At 55.4% G+C, this 24,337-nt stretch carries 25 protein-coding genes; 11 read left to right on the top strand and 14 right to left on the bottom strand.

Going from position 1 to position 24,337, the window contains the following annotated elements:
• Positions 1 to 385 (top strand): fumarate hydratase C-terminal domain-containing protein (locus ACK5JN_RS16680; RefSeq protein WP_416871184.1); only part of this gene is annotated, 385 nt, incomplete at its 5' end.
• 73 nt (positions 386 to 458) lie between these two features.
• Here ACK5JN_RS16680 and ACK5JN_RS16675 read toward each other — a convergent pair.
• From ACK5JN_RS16675 to ACK5JN_RS16640, 8 genes are all read right to left on the bottom strand, one after another.
• Positions 459 to 1,994, bottom strand: coding sequence for a DHA2 family efflux MFS transporter permease subunit (locus ACK5JN_RS16675; protein WP_416871183.1), 1,536 nt, complete (start codon positions 1,992 to 1,994; stop codon positions 459 to 461).
• A gap of 16 nt (positions 1,995 to 2,010) precedes the next feature.
• Positions 2,011 to 3,183, bottom strand: coding sequence for a multidrug efflux MFS transporter periplasmic adaptor subunit EmrA (gene emrA / locus ACK5JN_RS16670; RefSeq protein WP_416871182.1), 1,173 nt, complete (start codon positions 3,181 to 3,183; stop codon positions 2,011 to 2,013).
• Between the two features lie 110 nt (positions 3,184 to 3,293).
• A complete protein-coding gene (gene mprA, locus ACK5JN_RS16665; protein ID WP_416871181.1) occupies positions 3,294 to 3,824 on the bottom strand; it encodes a transcriptional repressor MprA in 531 nt (176 codons plus the stop codon).
• Between the two features lie 137 nt (positions 3,825 to 3,961).
• The gene (locus ACK5JN_RS16660; protein WP_416871180.1) at positions 3,962 to 5,143 is read right to left on the bottom strand and encodes an MFS transporter; all 1,182 of its coding nucleotides are present in this window, start codon (positions 5,141 to 5,143) and stop codon (positions 3,962 to 3,964) included.
• Between the two features lie 171 nt (positions 5,144 to 5,314).
• Entirely contained in the window at positions 5,315 to 6,310 is a 996-nt protein-coding gene (gene proX, locus ACK5JN_RS16655; protein WP_416871179.1) for a glycine betaine/L-proline ABC transporter substrate-binding protein ProX, read from the bottom strand.
• A 63-nt stretch (positions 6,311 to 6,373) separates the two neighbouring features.
• The gene (gene proW, locus ACK5JN_RS16650; protein WP_416871178.1) at positions 6,374 to 7,435 is read right to left on the bottom strand and encodes a glycine betaine/L-proline ABC transporter permease ProW; all 1,062 of its coding nucleotides are present in this window, start codon (positions 7,433 to 7,435) and stop codon (positions 6,374 to 6,376) included.
• Positions 7,428 to 8,633 carry a glycine betaine/L-proline ABC transporter ATP-binding protein ProV gene (gene proV, locus ACK5JN_RS16645; RefSeq protein ID WP_416871177.1) on the bottom strand — a complete coding sequence of 402 codons (1,206 nt, stop codon included), beginning with the start codon at positions 8,631 to 8,633 and terminating at the stop codon, positions 7,428 to 7,430. Before proV ends, proW begins: the two co-directional genes overlap by 8 nt.
• A gap of 408 nt (positions 8,634 to 9,041) precedes the next feature.
• On the bottom strand, positions 9,042 to 9,473 hold the full coding sequence (locus ACK5JN_RS16640; protein WP_416871176.1) for a carboxymuconolactone decarboxylase family protein: 432 nt from the start codon (positions 9,471 to 9,473) through the stop codon (positions 9,042 to 9,044).
• 101 nt (positions 9,474 to 9,574) lie between these two features.
• Here ACK5JN_RS16640 and ACK5JN_RS16635 point away from each other — a divergent pair, with 101 nt between their 5' ends.
• Positions 9,575 to 10,909 carry a PLP-dependent aminotransferase family protein gene (locus tag ACK5JN_RS16635; protein WP_416871187.1) on the top strand — a complete coding sequence of 445 codons (1,335 nt, stop codon included), beginning with the start codon at positions 9,575 to 9,577 and terminating at the stop codon, positions 10,907 to 10,909.
• Between the two features lie 67 nt (positions 10,910 to 10,976).
• Here ACK5JN_RS16635 and ACK5JN_RS16630 read toward each other — a convergent pair whose 3' ends face one another.
• Positions 10,977 to 11,303, bottom strand: coding sequence for a DUF883 family protein (locus tag ACK5JN_RS16630; RefSeq protein ID WP_416871175.1), 327 nt, complete (start codon positions 11,301 to 11,303; stop codon positions 10,977 to 10,979).
• A 150-nt stretch (positions 11,304 to 11,453) separates the two neighbouring features.
• On the opposite strand from ACK5JN_RS16630, the gene ACK5JN_RS16625 reads away from it, so the two are divergent.
• Positions 11,454 to 11,798 (top strand): DUF2002 family protein, encoded by a 345-nt coding sequence (locus ACK5JN_RS16625; RefSeq protein WP_416871174.1) that lies wholly within the window; start codon positions 11,454 to 11,456, stop codon positions 11,796 to 11,798.
• Between the two features lie 39 nt (positions 11,799 to 11,837).
• Here ACK5JN_RS16625 and ACK5JN_RS16620 read toward each other — a convergent pair whose 3' ends face one another.
• The 4 genes from ACK5JN_RS16620 to ACK5JN_RS16605 form a co-directional block, all read right to left on the bottom strand.
• Positions 11,838 to 12,287 (bottom strand): L-alanine exporter AlaE, encoded by a 450-nt coding sequence (locus ACK5JN_RS16620; RefSeq protein WP_416871173.1) that lies wholly within the window; start codon positions 12,285 to 12,287, stop codon positions 11,838 to 11,840.
• A 467-nt stretch (positions 12,288 to 12,754) separates the two neighbouring features.
• The gene (locus tag ACK5JN_RS16615) at positions 12,755 to 12,934 is read right to left on the bottom strand and encodes a hypothetical protein (protein ID WP_064543251.1); all 180 of its coding nucleotides are present in this window, start codon (positions 12,932 to 12,934) and stop codon (positions 12,755 to 12,757) included.
• A 58-nt stretch (positions 12,935 to 12,992) separates the two neighbouring features.
• Positions 12,993 to 13,514: a rhodanese family protein gene (locus ACK5JN_RS16610; RefSeq protein ID WP_416871172.1), complete on the bottom strand. Its 522-nt coding sequence runs from the start codon at positions 13,512 to 13,514 to the stop codon at positions 12,993 to 12,995.
• Between the two features lie 10 nt (positions 13,515 to 13,524).
• A complete protein-coding gene (locus tag ACK5JN_RS16605) occupies positions 13,525 to 13,824 on the bottom strand; it encodes an ArsR/SmtB family transcription factor (RefSeq protein WP_416871171.1) in 300 nt (99 codons plus the stop codon).
• A gap of 621 nt (positions 13,825 to 14,445) precedes the next feature.
• Between ACK5JN_RS16605 and ACK5JN_RS16600 the strand changes: the two genes are divergently transcribed.
• From ACK5JN_RS16600 to ACK5JN_RS16585, 4 genes are all read left to right on the top strand, one after another.
• Positions 14,446 to 15,018, top strand: a complete 573-nt coding sequence (locus tag ACK5JN_RS16600; protein WP_416871170.1) for a fimbrial protein — start codon at positions 14,446 to 14,448, stop codon at positions 15,016 to 15,018.
• Positions 15,019 to 15,083: 65 nt separating this feature from the next.
• Positions 15,084 to 15,749 (top strand): molecular chaperone, encoded by a 666-nt coding sequence (locus ACK5JN_RS16595; RefSeq protein ID WP_416871169.1) that lies wholly within the window; start codon positions 15,084 to 15,086, stop codon positions 15,747 to 15,749.
• Between the two features lie 17 nt (positions 15,750 to 15,766).
• Positions 15,767 to 18,280 (top strand): fimbria/pilus outer membrane usher protein, encoded by a 2,514-nt coding sequence (locus ACK5JN_RS16590; RefSeq protein ID WP_416871168.1) that lies wholly within the window; start codon positions 15,767 to 15,769, stop codon positions 18,278 to 18,280.
• Positions 18,281 to 18,293: 13 nt separating this feature from the next.
• A complete protein-coding gene (locus ACK5JN_RS16585) occupies positions 18,294 to 19,400 on the top strand; it encodes a fimbrial protein (protein ID WP_416871167.1) in 1,107 nt (368 codons plus the stop codon).
• 65 nt (positions 19,401 to 19,465) lie between these two features.
• On the opposite strand, the gene ACK5JN_RS16580 is transcribed toward ACK5JN_RS16585, so the two are convergent.
• Positions 19,466 to 19,888 (bottom strand): hypothetical protein, encoded by a 423-nt coding sequence (locus ACK5JN_RS16580; RefSeq protein ID WP_416871166.1) that lies wholly within the window; start codon positions 19,886 to 19,888, stop codon positions 19,466 to 19,468.
• Positions 19,889 to 20,240: 352 nt separating this feature from the next.
• Between ACK5JN_RS16580 and ACK5JN_RS16575 the strand changes: the two genes are divergently transcribed.
• The 4 genes from ACK5JN_RS16575 to ACK5JN_RS16560 are packed head-to-tail and all read left to right on the top strand — an operon-like array spanning position 20,241 to position 24,328.
• Positions 20,241 to 21,488, top strand: coding sequence for an ABC transporter substrate-binding protein (locus tag ACK5JN_RS16575; RefSeq protein WP_416871165.1), 1,248 nt, complete (start codon positions 20,241 to 20,243; stop codon positions 21,486 to 21,488).
• A gap of 48 nt (positions 21,489 to 21,536) precedes the next feature.
• Positions 21,537 to 22,421 (top strand): carbohydrate ABC transporter permease, encoded by an 885-nt coding sequence (locus ACK5JN_RS16570; protein ID WP_416871164.1) that lies wholly within the window; start codon positions 21,537 to 21,539, stop codon positions 22,419 to 22,421.
• Complete coding sequence (locus ACK5JN_RS16565) at positions 22,418 to 23,233, top strand: carbohydrate ABC transporter permease (protein WP_416871163.1); 816 nt, start codon at positions 22,418 to 22,420, stop codon at positions 23,231 to 23,233. The genes ACK5JN_RS16570 and ACK5JN_RS16565 overlap by 4 nt, the downstream gene beginning before the upstream one ends.
• A gap of 15 nt (positions 23,234 to 23,248) precedes the next feature.
• On the top strand, positions 23,249 to 24,328 hold the full coding sequence (locus ACK5JN_RS16560; protein ID WP_416871162.1) for an ABC transporter ATP-binding protein: 1,080 nt from the start codon (positions 23,249 to 23,251) through the stop codon (positions 24,326 to 24,328).
• Positions 24,329 to 24,337: the final 9 nt, after the last annotated feature.

The following is a 24,337-nucleotide window of genomic DNA, read 5'->3' as shown; positions in this document are numbered from 1 at the left end:
TGGCCCGGCCAAAACCCCGGAAGGCTATGCTTCGGGCTCTCTCGGCCCGACGACTGCCGGACGGATGGATTCTTATGTCGATCTGCTGCAGTCTCACGGCGCCAGCATGGTGATGCTGGCAAAAGGCAACCGCAGCCAGCAGGTGACCGATGCCTGCCACCAGCACGGCGGTTTCTACCTCGGCAGCATCGGCGGCCCGGCGGCAGTACTGGCGCAGCAGAGTATTAAGAGCCTCGAGTGCGTGGCCTACCCGGAACTGGGGATGGAAGCTATCTGGAAAATAGAGGTAGAAAACTTCCCGGCGTTCATCCTGGTGGATGACAAAGGCAACGACTTCTTCCAGCAGATTCAGAACAAACAGTGTTCAGGGTGTTCTCAGCGCTAATGGTGGCTGACTAACCTAATGAAAAGCCGTAACGTTTTGCGTTACGGCTTTTTTACACCCTACAACCGAATGCCTAATGGCCAGCAGACGGTGCCCCTGGCGCCCCGGCACGGCTAAACGGTGGACGCGCAAACCAGATCACCGCAATCAACACCATAAAGCCCCAGCCCAGCACCCAGAAGTAATCGATGGTCGACATCATGTAGGCCTGCTGCTCAATCGTTTTATCAATCAGCGCCATATGCTGCTGCGTCGCCCCACCCATCTTTTCAACATACTCCACCGCTCCCGGATTATAGACAGACACGCTCTCCGTCAGGTTGGCATGATGAAACACCTCGCGCCGCGACCAGATCCAGGTCGTCAGCGACGAGGCGAAAGAACCGCCCAGCACGCGGAAAAATGTCGCCAGCCCCGACCCCTCCGCCACTTCCGCGCCGTTGAGGTTTGACAGCACGATGGTGGTAATCGGCATAAAGAAGAACGCCACGCCGATCCCCATAAACAACTGCACTTCGGCAATGGTGCGGAAATCAACATCGGTATTGAACTGCGCCCGGATAAGGCAGGATGCCCCCATGGTCAAAAATGACAGCGAAGCCAGGATCCGCAGATCGAACTTGTTGGCGTAGCGGCCAATAATCGGGGTCATCATCAGCGGCAGGATCCCCATCGGCGCCGCGGCCAGTCCGGCCCAAATTGCCGTATAGCCCATCTGCGTTTGCAACCACTGCGGCAGAATAATGTTGATCGCAAAGAAGGCGGCGTACCCCAAAGTCAGCGCCAGGGTACCGACGGCGAAGTTACGGTCTTTAAACAAGCGCAGGTTGACGATCGGGTGCCGCTCCCCCAGCTCCCAAATCACAAAGGAGACCAGCGAGATGGCCGAAATCGTCGACATCACAATGATGTGCGAAGAGGCGAACCAGTCGAGATCGTTGCCCTTATCCAGCACCACCTGCAGCAGACCCACTCCCAGCACCAGCAACCCGATACCGATGTAATCGATCGGAGCATGGCTGGTGGTTTCTTCGCGGGCGCGCATCTGGGTCCAGACCACAATGGTGGCGAAGATACCGATGGGCACGTTGATATAGAAGATCCACGGCCAGGAGTAATTATCGGTGATCCAGCCGCCGGTAATTGGCCCGACAATCGGCGCCACCACCGTAACCATCGACAGCAGCGCCAGCGCCATACTGCGTTTGCTCGGCGGAAAAATCACCAGCAGCAGCGTCTGGCACATCGGGAACATCGGCCCGGCAAAGAAGCCCTGCAGCGCCCGGAAAATAATCAGCTCGGTCATGCTGTGGGCGAAGCCGCAGAGAAACGAGGTCAGGGTAAACATCATCACCGAGCCGATAAACAGCTTTAACTGACCGAAACGGCGCGTAAACCAGCCGGTCAGCGGCAGCGCAATGGCGTTACACACCGCAAATGAGGTGATGACCCAGGTGCCCTGATCGGCGCTGACGCCAAGGTTACCGGCAATGGTCGGCAACGCCACGTTGGCGATGGTGGAATCCAGCACCTGCATAAAGGTGGCCAGCGACAGCGCAATGGTCATGATGACCAGCTGCGCGCCCTCCAGCGGTTTTTGCTGTTGCATTACGCGCACCCCAGCATTAGTTGGCGTTGGCCTGGACGATGTCGTTAATCAGCTTGTTCACCGGATCGAGGCTGATTTCACGCGCGTTGCTCTCGTAAACCGGGCTGGTACGAATCTGGTTAGCCAGCATCTGACCGTCGCGGTTAGAGGTATCAACCTTCACCAACGTAGAGAGACCGATACGCAGCGGGTGTTTGGCCAGCTGATCGGCATCCAGTTCAATACGCACCGGCAGACGCTGTACGACCTTGATCCAGTTGCCGGTGGCGTTCTGCGCCGGTAACAGGGAGAAGGCGCTACCGGTACCCATATCGAGACCGACCACTTTCCCGGTGTACTTCACGTCGTCGCCGTAGATGTCGCTGATGACCGTCACCGGCTGGCCAATACGCATATGCGCCAGCTGCGTCTCTTTAAAGTTCGCGTCAACCCACAGGTTGCTGGCCGGCACCACCGCCATCAGCGGCGTGGTCGGGCTAATCTGCGCACCCGGCTGAACGGAACGACGGGACACGTAGCCGCTCATTGGGCTGACGATTTTGGTACGCTGCAGCGCCAGCCATGCGTTACGCACGTCGGTTGCCGCCTGACGCACGGTCGGCTGATCTTCCAGTTTGGTGCCCAGAATCATCGCCTGGTTCGCATTGTACTGCTGCACCGCCACGTCGAGAGCCGCCTGAGCGCTGGTCACCGCATCTTTCGCGTGCTGCAGCTCTTCACGGCCAATCAGATTAGCGCTGCCCAGCGGAATACGACGGTTGAGGTCGGTTTGCGCCTGAGCCAGCGTGGTTTTGCGAATATCGATATTCGCCTGCAGCTGCTTGTTGTTGATCATCAGCTGGCGCATCTGACGCACGCTGGAGGCCAGCTGGGTCTGCGCTTTTTCAAACGCCTGCTGAGCGTCGGTCTGGTCGAGCGTGACCAGCACGTCACCCTGCTGGATGTAATCGGTGTTGTCAGCCCAGACTTTCGTCACGCTGCCGGACACCTGCGCCATGATTTGTACCTGGTTCCCTGCCACGTAAGCGTCATCGGTTTCCTCGAAGTGACGCAGAACCAAAAACCAGTAGGCCCCATAGGCCACGGCAATAATAACAAAGAGCAAGGTCAACAAGATGAGGGCGCGTTTACGTTTGCCTTTCTTGTTGGCGGGTTGCTGCGGGGCTTGAGTCTCCGCATTTGCGCTCATGTGATTCTCCACATTCTTATTATTTATATCGGCGACGCCGACCTGTTTACCAGAAAGGCCAGCAGGGGTTATCTGCTGGCCTGTTTGTTTTCCTTGCGATCGCGGTAGTATCAGCGCAGGGCGTCGAGTACTGAGCCATCCTCTTCCATCTGATCCAGACGGGTAAGAAGTTTGCGGGTGATATGCTCAAGCTGATCTTTCTCAGCCGCGCTGAGAGACGACCAGAGCTGATGCAGGCAGTGATGCTGCGGAGGCAGAACCTCGTTCAGGAATTCGCGACCTTTGTCGGTGAGCTGCAGATGCAGGCAACGACGATCGTTGTCGCTTTCACGACGTTCAATCCAGCCGCGTTTTTCCAGCTCATCGGCGATACGGGTGGCATTGGTACGCGAGGACCCGAGCGCGCAGCTGAGTTCGGAAGGCTGAATGCTGTGATTTTCTTGAGACTCCAGCGTGATTAGCGCCATAAATAACGTCTCGTTAATCCCTTGAGCTTTCAGCATTTTATTGCGGTTATCCAGCAGCTTGCCCTGCATGTGCATGCAAAGGCGGGTCAGCAGAATTTCCTGGAACGGAAACTCTTCGCTGCGGCTGGCGCGAAATTTCAGCATTTGTTCAATGGGCGTAAACGAACTATCCATCTGGGCATTACCTCATTAGTTACAGCCGATATAGTAACGACAGTGACAAATAAAGTAAATGAATTATTGCCAGTAATTTATGTTGTTAGCCTATGACATAGAGGTGATGAATACGTATCGCCATCACCCCCCCGATGTTACTCGGCTTCCTGACGATGGTAGCCCTGCCACCAGACCAGCAGGTTGATGACGGAGATCGCCGCGCCTGCCGCACAGACGCCTGCCCAGCCTGCATGCTGCCAGGCCCACGCCGACAGCAGCGACCCCGCCGCGCCGCCGATAAAGTAGCTGGTCATGTAGCCGGCGGTCAGTCGGTTACGGGCGTCCGGCTGTACGCGATAAATCACCGTCTGATTGGTGATGTGCACCCCCTGAACCATTAAATCCAGCACCAGAATGCCGATAATCAGCGCGATGGCGGAGCTATGGCCGAACCAGATCGCCACCCAGGAAATTAGCAGCAGCAGCAGGCCCCAGGTGGTGGTGAGGTGCGCTTTGCCTTTATCCGCCAGCCCGCCGACCGGACGTGCGCCCAGCGCGCCGGCCGCGCCCGCCAGGCCAAACAGGCCAATGGTGCCTTCCGAGTAGTTGAACGGCGCGGCGGAGAGCAGAAACGCCATCGAAGTCCACAGAATGCTGAAGTTGGCAAAGGTCAGGCAGCCGAGCAGCGCGCGGGTACGCAGCAGTTTGTCATGGGCAAAGAGGCTAAAGATGGAGCCGAGCAGCTGCGGGTAATTAAGATGCGTCTCCTGCTTGAGCTTCGGCAGGCCGCGCCATAGCGCGAAGGCCAGCACCACCATCAGCGCGCTGGCGACCCAGTAGACGGTACGCCAGCCGCCGAGGCTTGCCAGCAGCCCGGCGACGGTTCGCGCCAGCAGAATACCGAGCAGCAGCCCGCTCATGACCGTCCCGACCACCTTACCGCGCTTTTCCGGCGAGGCGAGGGTGGCCGCCATCGGTACCAGCAGCTGGGCCACCACCGAAAACAGGCCGGTGAGCGCGGTGCCGAGGATCATCATGCTCAGTGAATGGCTGCTGGCGGTGAGCAACATGCCGCCCGCAGCGAGCAGGGTCATGGTCACGATCAGCGCGCGGCGTTCAAACATATCGCCCAGCGGCACCAGGAACAGCAGCCCGGCCGCGTAGCCCAACTGGGCGGCGGTGACGATAAAACCGGCCTGTCCGGCGCTGAGCGAGAAGTGACGGGCGATGGTCTCCAGCAGCGGCTGCGCGTAGTAGTTACTGGCAACGGCAAGGCCGGTGGCGACGGACATTAAGGCGATTAACGCTGGGCTAAGCCCGTGAGCAGGTTTAGTCATGGTATTGAGATAATGAAGGAAGATGGCAGTGATAATAGCGAAAGCGCGGAGGAAGAGGGGAAATGTCGCGTAGCGGAATGTGCTTTTCGTTAAAGGGCGTTATTCCGGCGCTCGGATGGGCTACCCTGGGCGAGTAGCCCGGCCGAACGCCGGGAACGGTTAGCGGCTCACTTACTTCTGCGCCGCCAGCGCTTCGTTCACCCAGCCGTCAAATACCTGCTGGTGGGCTTTGATCCAACCATCAACCTGGCCCTGAACGTCCGATTCTGACGCCTTACCGGCATGCATCATCGAGTTCTGCGCGTTAATGTCAGACAGCGGCAGCTTCATAATGGCGAACAGCTTCGCGGCCGCCGGGTTTTTCTCGGCCCAGGCTTTGTTGGCAACGATGTGGATAGTGCTTACCGGGAAGCCGTAGTTAGCGCCGTTAGGCAGCTTGGTGTCGGCATCTTTCGGTACGCCCGGCAGGGAAGAGAACGGCACCTGCAGCCAGACCACGTCTTTACCCGGTTTCAGCACGTCGCTCACCCAGTATGGCGTCCAGGTGTAGTAGAAAATCGGTTTGCCTTCTTTAAAACGGGTAATGGTATCGGCCATCATCGCCGCATAGTTACCCTGATTATGATCGACCGTCTTGTTCAGGTCGTAAGCTTCCATCTGGTGGTTGATGGCCGCTTCGCAGCCCCAGCCTGGCGTACAGCCGGTCAGGTCGGCTTTACCGTTACCGTTGGTGTCGAACAGTTTGGCGATCTTCGGATCTTTCAGCTGCGCGATATTGGTGATGTGGTATTGATCGGCGGTTTTCTTATCGATCAGATAACCCTGCGCCGCGCCGCCCACCAGCGTCCCTTCACGATAGAACTTCTTATCACCGCCCGCCGCCGCGTACATGTCGTTATGCAGCGGGATCCAGTTCACGGCGGTGAAGGTGGCGTCACCGGCGGCGATGGAGGTGTAGCCGACGTTGTAATCGACTTCGTTCGGTTTACTGACGGTGTAGCCCAGTTTTTCCAGCGCGCGGCTCACCAGCAGCGTCTGGAAGGTCTCTTCTGACAGGGTGCTCTGCACCGGCTGAACGGTAATGCCTTTCCCTGGGAGGTCGGCAGCAAACGCGCCGGTGGAGACCAGCGTGGTAAAAGCAGTCGCTAAGACAAATGAGTGTCGCATCGTTGTTCCTTTAATAGTGATAGTGGTGGAGCGTTGGCCCGGCAGCGCGGGCCAACACGATGGTTACTTAGTGAAAGGGCGAAGCAGCAGACCCAGCGGGCCGGTGCTGTACCAGCGGCGGTTGCCGCGGCTGCGGGAATCTCGACCCACGGCCTGCGTCAGGCGGTCGAGGATAATGGCGAGGATCACGATCCCCACGCCACCGACCGTCGCCAGGCCCATATCGAGACGACCGATACCGCGCAGCACCATCTGGCCCAGACCGCCGACGGCGATCATCGAGGCGATAACCACCATCGACAGCGCCAGCATCAGCGTCTGGTTAACGCCCGCCATAATGGTTGGCATAGCCAGCGGCAGCTGCACTTTGAACAGCATCTGGCGCGGGCTGGCGCCAAAGGAGCGCGAGGCTTCAATCAGGTCTGCCGGTACCTGGTTAATTCCCAGAATGGTCAGACGCACAATCGGCGGCAGGGCGAAGATAATGGTCACCACCACGCCCGGTACGTTACCGATACCGAACAGCATGACGATGGGCACCAGGTAGACGAACGCCGGGGTGGTCTGCATCGCATCGAGCAGCGGGCGAATAATTTTCGCCGCCCGCGGGCTCCGCGCCAGCCAGATCCCAAGCGGCAGACCGATTACCACGCAGAACAGCAGGGCGGTCAGCACCAGCGCTAGAGTGATCATGGCCTGCGACCACGCGCCGATCGCACCGATGGCAATCAGCGAAATAAAGGTTGCAACGCCCATCCCGACGCTGGAGATCTGCCAGGCAATCAGGGCGAACAGCACGATCGCCACCGGCGCAGGCATCCCCAACAGCAGCTGCTGGAAGGCGCTCAGGATGTAATCGACGGGAACGCGGATCCCCTGGAACAGCGGACGGAAGTGCGTGACCACCCAGTCGATGCCGTGCGTCACCCAGCTATCGAGCGGGATCAGCGTTTTATGGAACGGGTCCATAATGTTGAAGTGTTCAGGCTGCGGTGCGGGTGCGCTATGCAGCCAGTCGGCGTTACCGCCGGACGGTGCCGAAGCCGGTGAACCCCAGGCGTCGGCGGAGTTAGCCGCGCTGTCGGCGGCCGGTGTGGTATCCCACGGGTTAGATTGATCAGCCATTGTTGTTTGCCCCCTCGCGATCTAATGCCTGTAGCAGCATTCTTTTTGAAATAACGCCGACGTACTGCTGCTCTTCTCCAATCACCGGTACGGCGCAGGGAGCATGCCCCACGTGAGAGAGCAATTCGCTGAGTGGCGTTTGCGCATCGACGGCCAGAGGCTCATCAATTAGCGCCGCGTCGATTCCCTGATTGGCTTTTAACGCCTCTTTCAGTGAATCAATGGAGACAATACCGACAAACTTATTCCCGCGTTCGATGACGTAGCCGTATTCACGGTCATCATCCTGCAGTAATTTCAGGGCGGAGCGCGGGCCAAAGCCCGGCGTTTTACGGATCAAACCATCCGGATTACGGCGCGCAATATCCTTGGCGCTAAACACCTGGCTAATATCCACGCCGCGGAAGAAGGTGCGGACATAATCATTCGCTGGGTTATTCAGAATTTCATCCGGGGTACCGATCTGTACCACTTCGCCATTTTGCATAATGGCAATGCGATCGCCAATTCGCATGGCTTCATCAAGGTCGTGGGAAATAAATACCACGGTGCGCTGATGTTTGGCCTGTAATTTGACTAATTCATCCTGCATTTCGGTACGAATTAACGGATCGAGCGCCGAGAAGGCTTCATCCATTAATAGGATATCAGGGTTAATAGCCAGCGCGCGTGCCAGACCGACGCGCTGACGCATCCCGCCGGAGAGTTCATCCGGATAGGCGTGCGCGTAGTTCTCAAGCCCCACCTGGCGCAGCGCATCCAGCGCTTTCTCCTGGCGTTCTTTCACCGCTACGCCGGCCAGATCCATACCGAACGCGGTATTATCCAGCACGCTCATGTGCGGCATTAAGGCGAAAGACTGGAAAACCATCGCAATTTTTTTGCGGCGAACGTCGCGCAGCTCGGCGTCGGATATTTTGGCAATATCCACACCGTCAATCAGCACCTGCCCGCGAGTGGGTTCAATCAGACGATTGAGAAGGCGTACCATGGTGGATTTGCCGGAACCGGATAATCCCATGATGACAAATATCTCGCCTTCTTCAATGGCCAGACTGGCATCTTTGACGCCAAGCGATAACCCTGTTTTCTCCAGAATTTGCTCTTTGCTGAAACCTTTGTCGATATATTTAAATGCTCGCTGTGGGTGCTCGCCGAATATTTTATAAAGATTCTTAACTTCTAATTTAACTGCCATGCAATATGAAATTTCCTGTTTTTAGTTTATGTCGATATGCTACCTGATGAAAATAATGACCTGTATATACCCTAGCATACTGAGACGATGTGACAACCCTCAATCGGTTTTCATCCGAAATAGCAACAGGGTGATATCTCTCTCATTTCCCATGATATAAGGGCTGAGCGCAAATTATCGGGCGTTGATTTTTTTATCAATTTGTTCAGGAAATTTGGTCGAGATCTAAAAAATGGCCTGAATATTGTCTGAAAATTCGCGGAGGAAACCGGGCGGTTATTTGTATGATGATGCGATTTTTTTAGGAAATATCCGGGTAAAAAATGGGGGCGTGTTTTGCTGAAATAATGCGGAATATCCGAGGCGAAATAATGCCCATGAATTCGATTATTCACGGGCAATTCGAAACTACATCCGCATGCCGACTGCCAGGCGGTTAAAGGCATTCATCAGGCTGATGGCAAAAGTGATGTCGCTGATCTGTTCGGCGCTGAAGTGGGTCAGCAGCGGTTGATATACGCTGTCTTCCGCATGGGTCTCGGCGACGTGGGTCAGATCTTCTGCCCAGGCCAGCGCGGCGCGCTCCGCGTCGCTGAAGTGATGACTCACTCTCCAGCCAGCCAGCGCATCTAATTTGGCTTGTTCCACGCCGGATTTACGCAGCGCTTTGCTGTGCATTTCCAGGCAAAACGCGCAGCCGTTGATCTGCGATACGCGCAGATACAGCAGTTCCAGCAGCGTGCGCTCCAGCGAGCTTTTTTCCAGCGCGATACTCGCCTGCACCAGCCCGGCATAGACGTTGGGGCTGAGTTCACTATAGGGTTGGCGTAATGCAGTCATTGTCTTTCTCCTCGTTCAAGATGCGACAAAAATAGCACTATAATGGCCTTAACAAGATAGCCATAATGCGGGTAAAAAATAAGACCATGAAACAAAAGAGCGTGCCGCGCTACCAGCACATTGCCCGCCAGCTCAAGGCGGCGATCGAACAGGGAGAGCTACCGGCCGGCCGGCGTTTGCCGTCCAGTCGTCTCTATGCGCAGGAACTTGGCGTTTCACGGGTAACGGTGGAGAACGCCTACGGCGAGCTGGCGGCGCAGGGCTGGATCGAACGACGCGGGCAGGCGGGCACGTATGTAAGCGATCACTTAACGCTGGAGGCCGCGCCAGCCGAGCCGCTTGGTTTTGGCGGTGAACAGTTTCAGCCGCAGCCGTTTCAGCTGGGGCTGCCCGCGCTGGATCTCTTTCCGCGCGGGATATGGTCCCGCGTGATGGGGCGCAGGCTGCGCACGCAAACCCGCTTTGATTTGGCGCTGGGCGATGTGTGCGGCGAAATGGCGCTGCGCCAGGCGATTGTGGAATACCTGCGGCTGTCGCGCAGCATTGAGTGTGAGGCCGAGCAGGTGTTTATCACCTCGGGCTATGCCGCCGCCATGAGCCTGACCCTGCAGTCGCTGTCGGGGCGCGGTGAGGGCATGTGGGTTGAAGATCCCGGTTTTCCGCTCATTCGCCCGATTATCGAGCAGGAAGGCGTGACTCTGCATCCGGTACCGGTCGACGGCGAGGGGATGGACGTTGACTGGGCGCTTGAGCACGCCGCCGATGCACGTTTTGCGCTGCTGACGCCCGCGCATCAAAGCCCCACCGGCGTGGCGCTCTCGCTACCGCGACGCCGCCAGTTGCTCGATTGGGCGGCACACCACCAGGCGTGGGTGATTGAGGATGATTATGACAGCGAGTTTCGCTATCAGGGCAAGCCGCTACCGCCGCTGAAAAGCCTCGACGCGCCGCAGCGGGTGATTTATATCGGCACCTTCAGCAAATCGCTGTTCCCGGCGCTGCGCACCGCCTGGCTGGTGGTGCCTATGCCGCTGGTGGCGGCGTTTCGTCGCCAGGTTCAGCGCGCTGCCTGCCCGGTGCCGCTGCTCTGGCAGCAGACGCTGGCCGACTTCCTGCGCGAAGGCCACTTCTGGCGCCATCTGAAAAAGATGCGCGTCCACTACGCCCAGCGTCGACGCTGGCTGGAAACGGCGCTGGTAACGCACGGTTTTCAGGTGGTGGAGCAGCTGGGAGGTATCCAGCTGGTGGTGTCGGTGGCGGGCGATGACCGGGGGATGGCGCGCCGGGCGCGGGAAGCGGGCCTGGCGGTACAGGCGGTGAGCGACTGGCGCATTGCCCATCGCGGAGGTGCCGGGCTGATTATGAGCTTTACCAATATTGTCTCGCAGACGATGGCGAATGAACAGGTGGCGGCGCTGAGGCGAGCGATAAAATAAAAACCCCGGAGCATCAAAGATACTCCGGGGGAGACGCGTTTTTATTATCAACATCTTTATGGTTATATTATCGGCGCGATCCCAATAATACGCCAACAAAAATACCCACCGCCGCGGCGGCGCTCACACTTTGCCACGGTTTATCGCGAACATAGCTATCAGCGGTGCCGGCAACATCGCAGGCGCTTTGCTGTAGACGGTTGCGGCCATGAATACGGGCGCGGGTTTCACTCAGCAAGGCTTTGGCTTTGCGGCGTGCGGTATCCACTTCGTCTTTATTTTCGCTGGCCCAGCTCTTGAGAATATCCTCAAGGCTATCGGCTAATTGGCTGACATCATTATGAATATCCTGCACTTCATCATCAACTTCGTTGCGGTTAAATAATTTGGGCATAACGGCCTCCACAAAATTTGATGGAGCGTTAAGTGTAGGTCATGCGTTATAAATTGCCGTGATTTAACGTGTTTCTGGATTTATCTGAAAGCGAGGCGAATACTGATTCATGTAAGGTGGCGATGCAGTAAAAGATGACGAGGAAAAAATATGTATCTACGACCTGATGAGGTGGCGCGCGTTCTTGAAAAAGCGGGCTTTACCATGGATGCGGTAACCGCAAAGGCCTACGGCTACCGCCGAGGCGAAAACTATGTTTACGTTAACCGTGAAGCGCGGATGGGGCGCACGGCGCTGATTATTCATCCGGCGCTGAAAGACCGTAGCTTTAAATTTGCCGAACCGGCATCAGAAATTAAAGCCTGCGATCACTACGAGCAGTTTCCGCTGTATCTGGGCGGCGAGGTTGAGCAGCACTACGGTATTCCGCACGGCTTTAGTTCACGAATGGCGCTAGAGCGTTTTTTAGATGGGCTATTTGGCGAGAACGTATAAATAAGAGACTGGCGTCGCCAGTCTCTTATTGCGGAGCTATCAGGCCTTCGCCTGCGTGTATTGTCCAACACGGAACAGGCGACGGCAGAAATCAAGGAAGTAGCCGTAAGCGGCGCCCATCACCAGCGATATCACCGCATTTGAGCTGACCGCCGCGGCAATCTGATGCCAGTCGGCACCCACGCTTAGTAAAATCAACACGTATACCGGCGACTGGAAAGTCACATACGCCAGCGGATCCGCCACTCTTTTCATCCAACCTGCCGGGCTGATACGCGCAGCCTGCCGCATAATAAAGTCACGATACATACCGTAGGGCCAGGCAATAATAATGTTGACCGGGATGGCAACCAGACGAGATGAAAGTGACTGCTCGAAGGTCATTCCCGAGAGAAAAATTTCAATCATCATGTTCACGACGGAACAGTAGACCACCATGGCGAAAGTGTCTGCTGCCGCATGACGCAGGCGTGACTGCGCAGAGAACATCGGTATGCTCCTCGAAAATGGACGTTAAAACTAAGAGAAAACGTGTTTTTTGGCGTTTTGGGTTGGTTTGTTTGACGTGTATAGGTTATCCATCTGCAATAGAACAAACAACTAGTGAAATATTTTTATTTAATGCGTTTTTGTCAATAAAATACTCTGCGTTAGAGTGTTTTTTGACCGCTGCGCTATTTTTGTTTTTAAGGGTCTGTTTTTTATTTTGAATCAATAGCTTGTGTGTTTTTACGCGAAGGGGGGGAAAGGCTGATAAATGCGACGGTGCCGTCCGTGAAACGGCTATGCTGATTTTATTGTGATTTTCGTCACTATTGGAGTTTTTATCTAGTTTATAGCCCAATAATTAGCGTTAAACGCTGTTGGCTTCTTTTTTTAGATATGCGCAATTTATGGGTAAAAATTCAATCAGGCGGAAAGGGAAAGGGCGGTGAGTCACACTCACCGCGGGGAGATCAGCAAACGCCAAAGTCGCCTTCTTCACGATACGGGGCAACGTCATCGTTTTTCAGGGTGTACTGCTTGCCGTGCTCATCGCTGGCCTGAACCGCCACGATGCTATCTTCATGCGCTTCAATAACCTTTAATTTTGGCCCGCCCATTTTAGGCTGAACCAGATCGCCTGGTGCAAACATCAACGTGCTCCTTTGCTATTTCTCGTCTTCAGTAAAGTGGTCGTCACGGCGACGGCCTTCAGCGTCGGTTCCACGGCATGATAGTCAGCAAACGCGCCATACCGCAAAAACCGGTCAACCCGGCAAAGGTTAAGCCTGCGCCAACGAACGCGCTGAGCAGGAAAAAGGCGCTGGATACGCTATAGCCGAGAATGACGCCCACTAAAATTAGCACGCCTGCGGCGATCTGTACCTGGCGCATTAGGGGTAGAGGCTGCGATTTATCCTCAACCGTGGTCAACCCAGCCTGTCGCCAGGCATCGATACCGCCCTCAACGATTTTGACCTGGGCCGGCGCGGCGGCGGCAATCAGGCGGGGCAGGTTATTGCGCGTGCGGTTACCGGACTGGCAGTGATAAATGACCACCGTATCGGCGTTAGCCTTGAGCGTAGCGCCTTGCTCTATGGCGCTGAGCGGGAACAGGCGCGCAGCGGGAATATGTTCGCGGGCATATTCATCGGCATCGCGGATATCGATAAGCAGGGCTCCCTGCTCGGTTAGCGCAAGCACCTCTTCAGGGGAGAGAGATTCGGCGGTCATGATGAGTTCCTCAAGGACAGTAGAGCGTTTTTAAGGTGGTGACGATTTGCTGCACGGCCTCATTTTTAATGAAGTAGTGCAGGCGCTGCGCGTCGCGCTCGCAGCCAATAAGCTGCTCTTCTTTCATCCGCGCGAGGTGTTGAGAGGTGGCGGAAGGGCTTAGGCCGGTGGCTTTGGCTAACTCACCCGCGCTGGTTCCCGGTGTCTCGCAGAGCATACAGAGGACCAGCAATCGATGGGGATTGCTCATCGCTTTGAGTAACGTAGCGGCTTCGCTGGCGCGAGCCTGGAGCTGTTCGTCTGGCGTCATGTTATTTTATGTTTTTCTAAATTTAGTTAATTCTAAACTAAAGGACCGTGGGTGGCGAGAAAATTTTCGCTGAATGCGAAAATGTTAGTGTGCTAATTTTTTTGGGGATGAGAATAAATAACCATAATAATATTGAGATTATTCCTGGTTTAATGTTGATTGCGCATTTTTTGTCATAAAAAAGAAATGATAATATGCCTGATGGGGTTAATTTAGTTAAATTTATGGGCGAAGTGTTAAATTAACTGTGGCTTATTCCGGTTTAATTATGTTTGATGTGATGGTAAAGGCAACATGCGTTGATGGTTGTTGATCTTTGTTTATTTGAATTAAATACTTTTACCGCTATTTTACCTAATCATTGGTTGCATCCTCTCTAAATAAGAATATTATTAGCCTCGTATTCCTAATACATTAATCATTACCGATTCAGCCCCCATAATAACGACAAAAACATTCTTTTTTTGTGGTTATTAAATGGATGGGGCGGATTAGCGTTTTTATACCCTACAGACGGAACAAAACCATATAAACAAGGAGGATATGACGGCAGATCGGCTGGCGAATAAATGTTTATTCTCAAGCTACCTGCAGCAATATTAAGTTAATAAGAGAGCAATCATGAAATCACAATTCCGCATTATGGCATGCGTTATCGCCGCTCTGGCATCCGGCGCAGCAGTCGCGTCCGTGTCCACCAACCCAGGTTCTGAAGCAGGTACGCAGGGCACTGGCGGCCAGGTGAAATTTACCGGTTCAATCACCGACTCTTCTTGCAACGTGGATAGCACCACCGCGAACCAGACCGTTGACCTCGGCAAATGGGCGAAAAGCTATTTTACCGGCGCTGGCACTGAAACCACAAAAACCGCTTTCCATATCAAAGTAAAAGACTGTCCGACCTCCGTTGAACAGGTCGCAGTCCTGTTTGATGGCGATAAAGACACCAACAATAGCTCACTTCTGGCCGTGAAGTCAGGCGCGACCGGCGTGGGCATCAAGCTGTATGAAGATGACCAGGCGAAACAGATAGTTCCGGGCCATGTCTCTGAAATGCATGACATTGTTAAAGATGACGATCAGGACACCGGTGCAGCCGATCTGACTTTCTACGCGGATTACACCGCCACTGGCGCGACGGTAACCACGGGTGCCGCGAACGGCGTCGCTGATTTTAATATGGTTTACAACTAATTAAACCGTGAGCAGAAGGAAACTTCTGCTCCATCTCCGTTTTATTTAAAATGCTGGTTACTCCTATGAATCGATTTATCGCAAGCATAGCTCTTTCTTTATTCGTTTTATCAGCCACGGCTCAGGCTGGTATCGTCATGGGAGGAACCCGCGTAATTTATGAGGAAGGAAAACGAGAAGCCTCTATTTCGGTGACCAATGCCGATAGCGCTACACCCTATTTGGTACAATCGTGGGTCGAGAATTTCTCCCCAACGGATAAAAGCCAGCCGCCTTTTATTGTTACGCCTCCACTATTTCGTCTGGATGCGGAGCAAAAAAACATCCTGCGTATTAACTACACCGGTGCAAACCTGCCCCGCGATCGTGAGTCGGTATTTTGGCTGAACGTAAAAAGTATCGCACCGTCGAAAAAGAATGACGACAATAAATTACAGGTCAATATTAAGTCGAAATTTAAGATTTTCTATCGGCCAAAGGGCCTGGTGGGGGAATCCGCCGAGGCCTGGAAAGCCGTGACCTTCCGTCCTACCGGTTCCGGCATCGCTGCGCATAACCCGACGCCCTATTTTGTCTCCTTTTTCTCTATCTCGGTCGGCGGGCAGGAGCTGGACTCGCCGGGCATGATTGCGCCGTTTAGCGATAAATCCTGGTCGGTAAATCGCGCAGGCGTTGTGAAATGGCGTGCGATTAATGACTTTGGCGGCGTGACCGACTTCGCTCAACGGTAATTTTGCGGGCGCTTATCGTGAAAACGAACACCTCAAATACCCGGACCGATGATGTCGCGGCCGGCGTCAGCGTGCTGCTGGCCTGCGTACCGACCGCGCTATTCGCGCTATGCTATACCCATTCTTCCTGGGCCGATGACTACTTCGACCCGGCTGCCGTTGAGCTATCGGACCCGCAGCAGAAGACCGCTGATTTGCACTATTTTGCAAAGTCCGGTGGGCAGCAGCCAGGAAGCTACCCCGTCACTATCTGGGTCAACAACCAGCAGGTTGCCCAGCAAACCGTGGAATTTGTTGACGACGATGGCGAGCTGTTGCCGGTGCTTACGGCCGCGAAATTAGCGGATTATGGCGTCAATGTCAGCGCCTTCCCGGCGTTCGACACGCTGCACGATGGCGAAACGCTCACCCATATAGAGCGCTTTATCCCCGACGCCCGCAGCCAGTTTGATTTCACCCAGCAGCGCCTGAATCTCAGTATTCCGCAGGCGGCGATGAATCTGAAAAGCCACGGCTATGTCGATCCCTCCCGCTGGGATGATGGTATTCCCGCCGCATTCGTTGACTATAACCTGACCGGCGCGCAGTCGCGGCAGGAGAACAGCAATACGCGCACCAGCTACCTCAACCTGCGCAGCGGCCTCAATCTTGGCGGCTGGCGGCTGCGCAACATTGCCTCCATGCAGTATGACAAAACGCGTCGCTGGCGTTCGCAAAGTACCTATCTTCAGCACGACGTACGTGCGCTAAAAAGCCAGCTGCGCATCGGTGATACCTACACCAGCGGCGACGTCTTCGATAGCGTGCAGTTTCGCGGCGCGCAGCTGATGTCGGAAGAAGAGATGCTGCCGGACAGCCAGCGCGGTTTTGCGCCGGTGATCCGCGGCATGGCGCACAGCAATGCCAGAGTGACGGTTTCGCAGCACGGTTATGTGATTTACGAAACCTACGTGGCCCCCGGCGCGTTCGCGATTAAAGACCTTTACCCCACCTCCCAGAGCGGCGACCTGGAGGTGACGGTGAAAGAGAGCGACGGCTCGGAACGCACCTTTACTCAGCCGTTCTCCGCCGTGCCGTTTATGCTACGCCAGGGACGACTGAAATACAGCGTCAGCGCCGGGCGATTTTATTCCACGCAGCCGCAAATTCGCGAACCCCAGTTTGTGCAGTCGACGCTGTTTTACGGCCTGCCTGCCGACATTACCTTCTACGGCGGCACGCAGATGGCGGAGGATTATCAGTCCTGGTCCGCGGGGCTGGGGCACGGTTTTGGCGAGCTGGGATCGCTGGGGGTGGATTACACCAGCGCGGTGACGCGCACGCCGTCGAAACAGCGCTTTCACGGTAACTCCGCGCGCATCCAGTATCAGAAAGAGTTCGCCAGTATCGGCACCTCGCTCAGCCTGGCAAGCTATCGCTACTCCTCCAGCGGCTATTACGATTTCAGCGAAGCCAACGCGCTGGAAAGCGACTACGGCGTGGCGGATAACAAACGCGCTCGTGAAGAGATCTCATTGTCACAAACGCTGGGCAGCATCGGCAGCTTATCGGCTTCAGCCTGGACCCAGACCTATTGGCACGCTCAGGGGCATGATGAGACGGTTCACGTTGGCTTTTATAGCGCCTGGAAAGGCGTCTCCTGGGGCGTTGGTTACTACTTCAGCGAGTCCTCCGAGCATAGCAAAAGCGACCGTTCTTTCTCGTTCAACCTGAATATCCCGCTGGGCAAAATGCTGCCAGACAGTTCAGTCAGCTACAGCATGACGACGGACAACGCGGGCTATACCTCGCAGCAGGCTTCGCTGTACGGCTCGGCGCTGGAGAAAAACAATCTCTTCTACACCGTACAGCAGGGGTACGGCAACCGGGGGCAGGGGAGCAACAGCGGCGCGTCGCTGGATTATCGCGGTGGCTATGGTGAAGCGCAGGTTGGCTATCAGCACGATAACGTCAGCAATCAGGTGACCTGGGGCGCGTCGGGCTCGATCGTGGCGCATCCCCACGGCGTGACCTTCGGGCAGTATACCGGCGACAGTTTTGCAATCGTCCGCGCGCCCGGCGCTGACAACGTCGAGATCCAGAACGGCACCAACGTGCATACCGACTGGCGCGGCTACGCTATCGTCCCGACGCTGACCACCTACCGCAAAAATGATATCAGCCTGGATACCGAAACGATCCCGGACAACGCCGATGTAGAGCTGCTGGGGCAAACGGTGATCCCTGGCGGTGGGGCGATCGTTGAGGCCGATTATCAGACGCATATCGGTCACCGCGTCTTGTTTACCCTGCGTGGACGCGGCCGTCCGCTGCCGTTTGGCGCTAGCGTGCGGGTGAAAAATGCCGATGGCGCAGCCTCCGGAATGGTGGCCGAGCAGGGGCAGGTGTACCTGAGCGGCGTACCGGATGACGGCATGCTTGAAGTGCGCTGGGATGACCGTCACGCCGCGCAAACCTGCGTTGCTCACTTCCATCTTCCTGACAATCCGCAGCGTCAGCCGGTGCAAACCGTCAGCGCGGTGTGTTTATAAAAGGTCGCGAAAAATGAACAGATATTTTCCCCTCATCTGCTGGTTGATCTTGCTGGTGGCAGGCGTTAGCAGCCATCGCGTATGGGCTGAGAGCTGCAATAGCACCGTCGGTGAAATGACCATCAATACCCAGAACGTGCAGTATCTGCCATCACTGCCGGTCAATTCGCAGATGTCGCATTCGCTGGCCGATAACGGCAGCGGGATCCACTTTACCTGCGATCTCCAGGCGCCGGCCTCCGGCTGGAAACGGATTGTTTATCAGCAGGTTGATACCGGCGGCGCGGCCGTGGCGGTTAACGGCGTGCACATCTTCGCGACAAAGCTTGATGGGCTAGGCTACTCGCTTGGCTTCCAGTGCAACGGCGGGGCGGTGCACTATATCGATGGCAGTTCATCGCCGGCGGGAAAAAAGTCCGTCACCGTTTGCGACAGCGCCGATCTGCCTCCGCTACTGTCCGAGCGTGAGATTATCGTGAAGGCGTTTGTGACCTTCTACAAGACCGGGGAAGTGCAGCTCAGCGGCGGCAACCATACCAACGTTGAAGCGCAGGCGCAGGTGGGGAAACTGTTTCTGGAACAGCAGGGTACCTCGGGAAGCGGTGCCGTCGATTCGTCACCGACCTTTCTCGATTTGTCGGCGCTGAACGTCGATATTGGCGCCAGCGGCAGCTGCCAGGTGACGACGTCGACCATCAATGTGGCGTTGGGCTCGGTGAACAAATCTGAGTTTAAAGGGGTGAATACCACCGGCGGTAGCGCGAAAAACTTTGCGATTCCGGTGTATTGCTCGGAGCCGACGGACGTGCGCATCGGTTTCTTTGGCCTCGAGGCGGATGCCGGCCAGCCGGATACGCTGGCGTTAACCCGGGGGGACGGTGCGGCCAGCGGCGTAGGCATTAAACTGAGCTATGGGAGTAATGACGCTCCCGCCCCTGAGGCCGGAACGCCGGTGAAGCTTAACGAAGCGGCGAATCTGCCGGTACTGAAAAACGTCAAGGCCACTAACGCTGCCAATGCTGAACGCATCAACTTTACCGCCCAGTACGTGCAGACGGGCGGCACCGTCGGCGCGGGGATGGCGAATAGTATGGCGACCTTTACCCTGATCTATAACTGATTGGCTGGCGGCAAAAAAACGCCCGATGTGGCCATCGGGCGTGGGGGTAAAGCGTGGGAGAGACGTTATTCGCTGACTTTTCTCTCAAGGTCAGCGGCACCTTCTTTGGTTTTATCCCAGCCTTCCTGCGCGCCTTTTTTCGTCGCGTTCCAGCCTTTCTGGCTGGTCTCCTTGGTTTTATCCCAGCCTTTCTGCGCGCCTTCTTTGGTCGCATTCCAGCCTTTTTCCGTGCCTTCTTTGGTTTTATTCCAGGTTTTCTGCGCGCCTTCGCTCACCTGGCTACCCACGCTGTCGCTTTTACCTTCAGCGGCGTGCTTAGACTTCAGCTTCAGCTCTTCACCCTGATTTTGTGCCTGATGCAGCTTTTCTTTCGCGGTGTTGGCGTTTTCCTGTGCGGCGGCGACCGTCTCATCAGTTGCGTGTGTGGTTGCGGCAAAAACCGGCGAAGCCAGCATAAGAACGGATAATGCAATCATTGTCTTTTTCATAAATTCCTCATCTAACAATCTCAGTGTTATGAGCACGAATAAGCTTGCCACACCGGATATTATGCGTCTCCAGGAATAAACTGGAAGTTAATCAACGGGGTTTTCAGATTATTCGCCATTATTAAACACATAACCTCCGTCTTTGTGTGTGTATTCATTTTTTCTAACTCGATCACACTCCCTAAACGTTTCTGTTGTGAGCGGAAACATTTCAGAGTGATGATGAATTTGATTCATTTTTTTCAGGAGCAGGACGGGGCAGTATTTGCTGTGCCAGAGTATTGCTAACCGTATTTGTCATGCGCTCTCAGGCGTTTTAATAAAAAAAGATGACGGGAAAAGGGCTCTACTTATGCGTAAAGGAAAAATATTTGTCGCGCTTGCCGCGCTGGGCGCGGCGTTTGCCGTACAGGCCGAAAAAATCACTATCTGGTCATGGGACCCGCATTATAACGTCGCCATTATGAAAGATGCGGCAGATATTTATCAGAAAACCCATCCTGATGTGACCTTTGATATTGTTGATTTAGCCAAAGCCGACCTTGAACAAAAGCTGCAAACCATGCTCGCCTCTGGAATGACGAAGGCGCTGCCGGATATCGTGCTGGTTGAGGATTACAATGCCCCAAAATATCTACGGGCATTCCCCGGCGCCTTTGCCCCGCTGAATGGCAAAATAGATTTTACGCGCTTTGCGAAATATAAAGTCGACCTGATGACCGTAGAAGGTAAAACCTACGGCGTGCCGTTCGATACCGGCGTGACCGTGTGGTATTACCGCCAGGATCTGCTGCAACAAGCGGGCTATACCGACAAAGATCTGCAGGATATTAGCTGGGATAAATTTATCGAAATCGGTAAAAAGGTGCAGGAAAAAACCGGTAAGAAGATGATGGCAATTGACCCGAACGATGCCGGGTTAATTCGTATCATGATGCAGTCGGCCGGGCGCTGGTATTTTGATAAAGACGGCAAGCTGGATATCGCCAATAATCCGGCGCTGAAAGAAGCGCTGGAAACGCAGGTGAAGCTCAACGCCGCCGGGATCGTTAAACCGGTGATCGGCTGGGCCGAGTGGGTGGGGGCGTTTAACCGCGGCGACGTGGCGAGCGTCGTCACCGGCGTGTGGGCGACCGGCTCCATCAAAGCCGAACCCAAACAGTCCGGGCTGTGGCGCGTCGCCCCGATCCCGGCGCTGTCGGTGAAGGGCGCGACTCATGCCTCTAACCTTGGCGGCTCCAGCTGGTACGTGCTGGAGAGCAGCCCGGAGAAAGAACAAGCTATTCAGTTCCTTAACGACATCTACGTCAACAACATTGATTTCTATCAGCAAATTTTGCAGAAGAACGGCGCGATGGGCTCTAACCTGCTGTCGCGCGAAGGGGCGGCCTACAAGCAGCCGGATCCGTACTTCGGCAATGCGCCTATCTGGAGCACCTTTAGCGACTGGCTGAAGGTTATCCCGGCGGTGAACTACGGCATGTACACCTACGAAGCCGATGCTGCGGTTGGCGCGCAGCTGCCCGCGCTGAAGGACGGTGCGCCGGTGGAGCAGGTGCTGAAGAATATCGAACAGCAGGTTAACACTCAGATTCAATAAGGCTCATTCGGGCGAGGAAGGCCTCGCCCAAAATTTGAGGTGCTGTCGATGACCAACTTGCGAGCGAAGCGCGCCTTCTCGATTAATAGCTGGGGATTTGTCCTGCCCGCGTTGCTATTAGTGGCGGCGTTTATTCTCTACCCGGTGGTGAAGTCGCTGTGGTTCTCGTTTCACTCCGGCCAGGGGGCGATGATGAAATTTGTCGGCCTCGGCAATTTTCTCCGCCTGACCTACGATCCGGTCTTTCATAAAGCGCTCAGTAATACCCTGATCTTCCTGATTGTGCAGGTGCCAATCATGATATTGCTGGCATTAGTACTGGCTTCGGCGCTGAATATGCCGGGATTACGCGCGCGTGGTTTCTGGCGCACGGCGATATTTCTGCCCTGTGTAACCTCGCTGGTGGCCTATTCGGTGCTGTTCAAAAGTATGTTTTCCTACGATGGCGTGGTTAACCATTTGCTGGTTGGCATGGGCGTCATGGATGAACCCATTGCGTGGCTGACGGATCCTTTCTGGGCAAAGGTAGTGATTATTGTCGCTATTACCTGGCGATGGACCGGATATAACATGATCTTCTATCTGGCGGCGCTGCAAAATATCGATAAATCGATCTACGAAGCGGCCCGTATCGACGGTATTTCACCAACGAAGCAGTTTTTCTCGATCACCATTCCGATGCTTAAGCCGGTTATTCTGTTTACCACGGTGACTTCTACCATTGGTACGCTCCAGCTTTTCGACGAGCCGATGAATATTACCCTTGGCGGCCCGGCGGACAGTACCCTGACGCTGTCGATGTATATTTATAATTTGTCGTTTAAATTTATGCCTAACTTTGGTTACGCCACCACGGTTTCTTATTTCATCGTCTTTATGGTCGCGATTCTGGCGGTCATTCAGTTCTGGCTCGCCCGGGAGCGTAACGTATGATTCGCCTGCGCACGCTGAGAATGGCGGTGACTTATTGCCTGCTCGCCATTACCGCTTTTATCTCTATTTTCCCGTTTATCTGGATGGCGATTGGCGCCACCAATGAGAGCGTAGATATTGTGAAGGGCCGGCTGTTCTTTGGCACGGCGCTGCTGGATAACTACGTTAAATTCAGCCAGACCTTTGACGTTGGGCAACTGTTCTGGAATACCGGCAAAATTGCCATCGTCGGCACGCTGCTGACTCTGCTGGTTTCCTCGATGGCGGGCTACGGCTTTGAGATGTTCCGATCGGCGTTTAAGGAGCGGATCTATCAGGGGCTGCTGTTGACCATGATGATCCCCTTTGCCGCGATGATGATCCCGCTGTTTATTCTGATGGCGACTTTCGATCTGGTGGATACGCATATGGCGGTGATCCTGCCGACCATAGCATCGGTGTATCTGATCTTCTATTTCCGCCAAAGCTCGAAAGCTTTTCCCGCCGATCTGCGTGATGCCGCGCGAGTGGACGGCCTGAAAGAGTGGAAAATTTTTCTGTTTGTCTACGTGCCGGTGATGCGTTCGACCTATGCGGCGGCCTTTATTATTGCGTTTATGACCGCCTGGAATAGCTATCTATGGCCATTAATAATCCTGCAATCCAATGAACAAAAAACATTCACGCTGGCCCTCTCGTCGCTGGGCTCTGCCTATGTGCCGGATTTTGGCGTCATTATGCTGGCGGCGATTCTGGCCACGCTGCCGACGCTGGTGGTGTTCTTCGCCATGCAAAAACAGTTCGTGCAGGGCATGTTGGGGTCGGTGAAATAATGCAAGGAGTGAGTCATGGCTGAAGTCAGACTGGCCGGGGTAAAAAAGTCGTTTGGAAAAATCGACATCATTAAGGGCGTGGATCTGACCATCAACGACGGCGAGTTTGTGGTTTTCGTTGGCCCGTCGGGCTGCGGGAAATCGACGCTGTTGCGGATGATCTCCGGGCTGGAGGATCTCAGCGCGGGCGAATTGACCATCGACGGCGTGCGTATGAACGACGCGGAACCTTCCCAGCGCGGCATCGCGATGGTGTTTCAGACCTACGCGCTGTATCCGCACATGACCGTGCGCGACAACATGGCGTTTGCTCTCAAGCACGCGGGTGTGGCGAAAGAGGTGATTGAACGCAAGGTGATGGCGGCGGCGAAAGCGCTGGAGCTGGAGCATCTGCTCACGCGCAAGCCGAAAGCGCTCTCCGGCGGCCAGCGCCAGCGCGTGGCCATTGGACGGGCTATTGTCCGCGATCCGAAGGTGTTTTTGTTCGATGAACCGCTCTCTAACCTGGACGCGGAGCTGCGCGTGCAGATGCGTATCGAAATCGCGCGCCTGCACCGGGAGCTGAAAAGCACCACCGTGTACGTGACCCACGATCAGGTCGAAGCGATGACGCTGGCGGACAAAATCGTGGTGCTGCGCGCCGGCGTCATTGAGCAGATAGGCTCGCCGCTCGAGCTCTACGACAACCCGGCGAACCTGTTTGTCGCCGGGTTTATCGGCTCGCCGCGGATGAATTTTATCAACGCGATTGTGGTGTGGCAGAACGAGCAGGGGATCCGCGTGCGTTTACCGGAGTTTGACGACGCGCTGCTGGAGGTGCCGATTCGCCGCGCGGTGGCCCCGGGCAGCCGGGTGAAACTGGGGATTCGGCCCAAGCAGTTCCGCGAAAGCGGCGACGGTGCGTTGACGGTGACCATTGACCTGCTGGAACAGCTGGGCAGCGAAACCTTTGCCTACGCCCGCGGCGCGCAGGGCGGCACGTTGACGATTGAGACTCGACACGGCCGCGATCTGGTGGTGGGCGCGGAGTACCGCGCGCACTTTTCCAGCCGCGACGTGCTGGTCTTTGGCGAGGACGAGCAGCGCATTAACTGAATTCGGCCC

The sequence above is a fragment of the Kluyvera sp. genome, assembly GCF_047971185.1.
GTDB lineage: Bacteria > Pseudomonadota > Gammaproteobacteria > Enterobacterales > Enterobacteriaceae > Kluyvera.
The sequence above is the reverse complement of the archived record's forward strand: the minus strand, read 5'-3'. Positions and strand labels throughout refer to the sequence as shown.

What these genes read in the sequence shown, in the direction of transcription:
- ACK5JN_RS16640 (WP_416871176.1), bottom strand. Translation starts at nt 9,473, where the DNA reads ATGACTGCATTACGCCAACCCTATAGTGAACTCAGCCCCAACGTCTAT.
- mprA (WP_416871181.1), bottom strand. Translation starts at nt 3,824, where the DNA reads ATGGATAGTTCGTTTACGCCCATTGAACAAATGCTGAAATTTCGCGCC.
- ACK5JN_RS16575 (WP_416871165.1), top strand. Translation starts at nt 20,241, where the DNA reads ATGCGTAAAGGAAAAATATTTGTCGCGCTTGCCGCGCTGGGCGCGGCG.
- ACK5JN_RS16620 (WP_416871173.1), bottom strand. Translation starts at nt 12,287, where the DNA reads ATGTTCTCTGCGCAGTCACGCCTGCGTCATGCGGCAGCAGACACTTTC.
- emrA (WP_416871182.1), bottom strand. Translation starts at nt 3,183, where the DNA reads ATGAGCGCAAATGCGGAGACTCAAGCCCCGCAGCAACCCGCCAACAAG.
- proX (WP_416871179.1), bottom strand. Translation starts at nt 6,310, where the DNA reads ATGCGACACTCATTTGTCTTAGCGACTGCTTTTACCACGCTGGTCTCC.
- ACK5JN_RS16565 (WP_416871163.1), top strand. Translation starts at nt 22,418, where the DNA reads ATGATTCGCCTGCGCACGCTGAGAATGGCGGTGACTTATTGCCTGCTC.
- ACK5JN_RS16630 (WP_416871175.1), bottom strand. Translation starts at nt 11,303, where the DNA reads ATGCCCAAATTATTTAACCGCAACGAAGTTGATGATGAAGTGCAGGAT.
- ACK5JN_RS16600 (WP_416871170.1), top strand. Translation starts at nt 14,446, where the DNA reads ATGAAATCACAATTCCGCATTATGGCATGCGTTATCGCCGCTCTGGCA.
- ACK5JN_RS16595 (WP_416871169.1), top strand. Translation starts at nt 15,084, where the DNA reads ATGAATCGATTTATCGCAAGCATAGCTCTTTCTTTATTCGTTTTATCA.
- proV (WP_416871177.1), bottom strand. Translation starts at nt 8,633, where the DNA reads ATGGCAGTTAAATTAGAAGTTAAGAATCTTTATAAAATATTCGGCGAG.
- ACK5JN_RS16610 (WP_416871172.1), bottom strand. Translation starts at nt 13,514, where the DNA reads ATGACCGCCGAATCTCTCTCCCCTGAAGAGGTGCTTGCGCTAACCGAG.
- ACK5JN_RS16560 (WP_416871162.1), top strand. Translation starts at nt 23,249, where the DNA reads ATGGCTGAAGTCAGACTGGCCGGGGTAAAAAAGTCGTTTGGAAAAATC.
- ACK5JN_RS16615 (WP_064543251.1), bottom strand. Translation starts at nt 12,934, where the DNA reads ATGTTTGCACCAGGCGATCTGGTTCAGCCTAAAATGGGCGGGCCAAAA.
- proW (WP_416871178.1), bottom strand. Translation starts at nt 7,435, where the DNA reads ATGGCTGATCAATCTAACCCGTGGGATACCACACCGGCCGCCGACAGC.
- ACK5JN_RS16580 (WP_416871166.1), bottom strand. Translation starts at nt 19,888, where the DNA reads ATGAAAAAGACAATGATTGCATTATCCGTTCTTATGCTGGCTTCGCCG.
- ACK5JN_RS16605 (WP_416871171.1), bottom strand. Translation starts at nt 13,824, where the DNA reads ATGACGCCAGACGAACAGCTCCAGGCTCGCGCCAGCGAAGCCGCTACG.
- ACK5JN_RS16625 (WP_416871174.1), top strand. Translation starts at nt 11,454, where the DNA reads ATGTATCTACGACCTGATGAGGTGGCGCGCGTTCTTGAAAAAGCGGGC.
- ACK5JN_RS16675 (WP_416871183.1), bottom strand. Translation starts at nt 1,994, where the DNA reads ATGCAACAGCAAAAACCGCTGGAGGGCGCGCAGCTGGTCATCATGACC.
- ACK5JN_RS16585 (WP_416871167.1), top strand. Translation starts at nt 18,294, where the DNA reads ATGAACAGATATTTTCCCCTCATCTGCTGGTTGATCTTGCTGGTGGCA.
- ACK5JN_RS16570 (WP_416871164.1), top strand. Translation starts at nt 21,537, where the DNA reads ATGACCAACTTGCGAGCGAAGCGCGCCTTCTCGATTAATAGCTGGGGA.
- ACK5JN_RS16660 (WP_416871180.1), bottom strand. Translation starts at nt 5,143, where the DNA reads ATGACTAAACCTGCTCACGGGCTTAGCCCAGCGTTAATCGCCTTAATG.